The organism is Kitasatospora sp. NPDC053308 (genome assembly GCF_055585785.1).
On the sequence record NZ_JBVJJY010000054.1, the window covers coordinates 1 to 4260 of the forward strand.

Consider the following 4260-nt stretch of genomic DNA (forward strand, 5'->3'; position numbering starts at 1 on the left):
TCGACTTCACCGACCCCAGCCACAGCGGCCGGTCCTCGGGACGGTTCTGGCCGTAGGTGGCGAGCAGCGCCTGGGCCTCGATCGGGTCCCCGAGCTTGGTCGCCGACCCGTGCGCCTCCACGACGTCCACGTCGGCGAAGGACACGCGGGCGTTGGCCAGGGCGGCCCGGATCACCCGCTGCTGGGACGGGCCGTTCGGCGCCGTCAGACCGTTCGACGCGCCGTCCTGGTTGACGGCGGAACCACGGATCACCGCGAGCACCTTGTGCCCGTTGCGCTGCGCGTCGGACAGCCGCTCCACGACGAGCATGCCCGCGCCCTCGGCGAAACCCGATCCGTCGGCCGCCGCGGCGAAGGACTTGCAGTGCCCGTCCACGGACACGCCGCCCGCCTTGGCCATCGACACGAAGACCCCGGGGGTGGCGGTGACCGTGGCCCCGCCGGCGAGGGCGAGCGAGCACTCCCCCAGCCGCAGTGCCTGAACGGCCATGTGCAGTGCCACCAGCGACGACGAGCAGGCCGTGTCCACCGTGACGGCCGGGCCCTCCAGGCCGAAGGTGTAGGACAGGCGGCCCGAGAGCACGCTGGTCGCGTTCCCGGTCACCAGGTGCCCCTCGACGACCTCCGTGCCGTCCAGTTGCACGTCGGTCGCGTACCGGGAGCTGTAGCCGCCGACGAACGCGCCGGTCTGGCTGCCGCGCAGCGCCGCCGGGTCGATCCCGGCCCGCTCGAACGCCTCCCACGACGTCTCCAGCAGCAGCCGCTGCTGCGGGTCCATCGCCAGCGCCTCACGCGGGCTGATCCCGAAGAAGCCGGCGTCGAAGGCGCTGGCGTCCTGGACGAATCCGCCCGCCTGCTCGTACGCCTCGCCCGGGCGCTGCGCGTCCGGGTCCTCGAGGTAGAGGCTCTCCAGGTCCCAGCCGCGGTCCCGGGGGAACGGGCCGATCGCGTCCGTCCCGGTGGACAGCAGCCGCCACAGCTCCTCCGGGCTGGCCGCGCCGCCCGGGAACCGGCAGGCCATGCCGACGATCGCGATCGGCTCGTCCGCCGTGCCCGTGGCCGCGGGTGCGGAGGGCGCCGCGACGGCGGGCAGGTCGCCCGCCAGTTCCGCGCGCAGCAGCGCGGCGAGCGCGGTCGGCGTGGGGTAGTCGAAGACGAGCGTCGCGGGCAGCCGCAGGCCGGTCTCGGCGTTCAGGCGGTTGCGCAGCTCGACGGCGGTCAGCGAGTCGAAGCCGACGTCGGTGAACGGCCGGCCCGCGTCGATGGCGTCCGCCGAGGCGTGTCCCAGCGTGGCGGCGACGTGGGCGAGGACGAGGTCCAGCAGGAGCCGGTCGCGCTCGGTGCCCGAGACGGCCGCGATCCGCCGCCGCAGCGCGTCGGCCGCGTCGGCGCCCGTGCCGGTGGCGGCGGAGGCGGCCGCGCGCCGGGCGGACACGCCGGCCAGCGTCCGCCACAGCGGCGGGACGTCCGCGCTGCCCGAGGCCTGGGCCCGCAGCGACGCCACGTCGAGGCGGGCGGGCATCAGCACGGCCTCGTCCCGGCCGAGCGCCACGTCCAGGACGACCAGGCCGTCCTCGGCGCCGAGCGGCACGAAGCCCCGGTCGATGCGCGACAGCGAGGTCTCGTTGAGGTTCCGGCCGATGCCGGCCTCGTGCATCCACGGACCGAGCTGCAGCGACCTGCCCGCGAGGCCCGCGGCCCGGCGGTAGCCGGCCAGGGCGTCCAGGAAGGAGTTGGCGCTGACGTAGCTGCCCTGGCCGGCCGCGCCGAAGGTCGAGGCCGCGGAGGAGAACAGGACGAAGTGGTCCAGGTCGAGGTCCTGGGTGAGCTCGTGCAGGTGCCAGGCCGCGTCGACCTTCGGCCGCATGACCGCCGCCAGCCGCTCCGGCGTCAGCGACGCGATCACGCCGTCGTCGACGACGCCCGCGGAGTGGACGACGGAGCCCAGCGGGGAGTCGGCCGGGATCTGCTCCAGCACGGCGGCCAGCGCGTCCCGGTCGGCCGCGTCGCAGGCGACGATCCGCACCCAGACACCCAGCTCCGCCAGCTCGGCCGCGATCGCGGCCGCCCCGGCGGCTCCCGGGCCCGAACGGCTGGTCAGCACCACGCCGCCGGCCCGTCCGGTCGCCACGAGGTGCCGGGCGACCAGCGCGCCCAGCGTTCCGGTGCCGCCCGTCACCAGCAGCGAGCGGGCCGCCGGATCGGCCTGCGGCTCGTCCGGCCAGGCGACCGGCACCAGCTCGCCGGCGGGGCGGGTCAGCCGACGGCCGTAGGCGGTCTGTCCGCGGAGCGCCAGCTCGGGCTCGTCGCCGCCGATCGCGGTGGGCAGCAGAGCGATCTGGTCGGCGGCGGCGTTCACGGCGTCGGCGTCCACGGCGGCGGCATCCACGGCGGGGAGATCGACCAGGACCAGCCGGTCCGGGTTCTCCGCCTGGGCCGACCGCAGCAGGCCCCGGACGGAGGCCGCGGCCAGGTCCGTCACCGCCTCGCCGCCGACCGCGTCCACCGCGCCCCGGGTGACGACCACCAACGTCGTGGCGTCCAGGCGCGGTTCCTCCAGCCACTCCCGCACCAGCCGCAGCGCCGCGGCACCGGCCCGCCGGACGGCGTCCGGGAAGTCCGGGCCCGCGTCGTCGACCGGGCCCGCGTCCTCGGCCGCGCCGAGCAGGGCGTCGGCGCACACCAGGGCGGTGCCCAGGCCGGCCCCGCCCGCCTCGGCGGCGGCGGTGGCCAGCCCGGCGATGTCGGCGAAGGAGCGCACCCGCACGCCCGCGGCGTCCAGCCCGTTGACCAGGCCGAAGCGGTCGGGACCGAGCAGCGCCCACTCCCCGGCCGGGGCGTCGCCGCCGGCCACCGGGGTCCAGTCCTGGACGAACAGCGAATCGGTCAGCTCGTTGTGGGCGGCACGGAGTTGGTCCATCCCGACCAGCCGCTTCACCAGCGATCCCACCGTCACCACCGGAGCGCCGGTGGCGTCCGCGGCGGTCAGCGACACGCCGCCCTGGGCGTCCTGGCGCAGCCGCACGCGCAGCACCGACGCGCCGCCGGCGTGCAGCTCGACGCCGGTCCAGGCGAACGGCATGGGCACCTGGCCCGGCTCGGCGCCGGCGACCGGCTCCGCCAGGACCGAGGCGTGCAGGGCGGCGTCGAGCAGTGCCGGGTGCAGACCGAACGCGCCCGCCTCCCGCGCCACCTCCTCCGGGAGCGCGACCTCGGCGAACACGTCCTCGCCGCGGCGCCAGGCGGCCCGCAGGCCGTGGAACGCGGGGCCGTACACCTCCGCGAGGTGCACCGGGTAGAGGTCCGTGACGTCCACCGGCGCCGCGTCCCGCGGCGGCCACGCGAGGAAGTCCTCGTCGGCCTTCCCGGCCGTCAGGGCGGGGGCGACCACGCCGCCGGCGTGCAGGATCCACGCCTGCTGGGCGGCCGCGTCCTCGGGGCGGGAGAACACCTCGACCCCGCGGCGGCCCTCGGCGTCGGGCGCGGCCACGACCACCTGGAGCTGGACGCCGCTGCGGTCGGCGGGCAGGACGAGCGGCGCGTGCAGCGTCAGCTCCTCCAGCAGGCCGCAGCCGACCTGGTCACCGGCGCGCACCGCCAGCTCGACGAAGCCGGTGCCGGGCAGCAGCACGACCCCGCCGACGGCGTGGTCGGCCAGCCACGGGTGGGTGCGCAGCGAGAGCCGGCCCATGCACACCAGGCCGGCGCCGCCGGCCAGTTCGACCGCCGCACCGAGCATCGGGTGGCCCACGGCGCCCAGGCCCAGCGACATCGGGTCGCCGCCGCCCGAGCGGGACGAGCGCAGCTCGCCCAGCGTGCCCTTCGGCCAGAACCGCTGGTGCCGGAAGGCGTAGGTCGGCAGGTCCACCCGCCGGCCGGCCGGCAGGACGGACGTCCAGTCGACCGGGGCGCCGTGGACGAAGGCCTCGGCGAGCGAGGTGACCAGACGGGTCGCGCCGCCGTCGTCGCGGCGCAGGGTGCCGCAGACGGCGGCGGGCACGGCCCCCGGGCCGGCGGCCTGGGTGGCCTCCTCCAGCGACTCGGTCATCGCGCCGAGCAGGACGGGGTGCGGGGAGACCTCGACGAACACCCGGTGGCCCTGACCGGCCAGGGTGCGCACCGCGCCGTCGAAGTGGACGGTCGCGCGCAGGCTGGCGTACCAGTACGCGGCGTCCAGCTCCTCGCCCGTCAGGGTCTCCCCCGTCATCGCCGAGACCATCGGGACGCGGCCCTGACGCGGGGCCACCTCGGCCAGCACGG

General features: G+C 76.9%; 1 protein-coding gene. It reads right to left on the reverse strand.

The genetic code is table 11. The features are described 5' to 3' along the window. On the reverse strand, window positions 1–4207 hold a 4207-nt coding region (locus ACZ6Y7_RS37865), incomplete at its 3' end, for a type I polyketide synthase (protein ID WP_465762531.1). Between the last annotated feature and the right edge of the window lie 53 nt (window positions 4208–4260).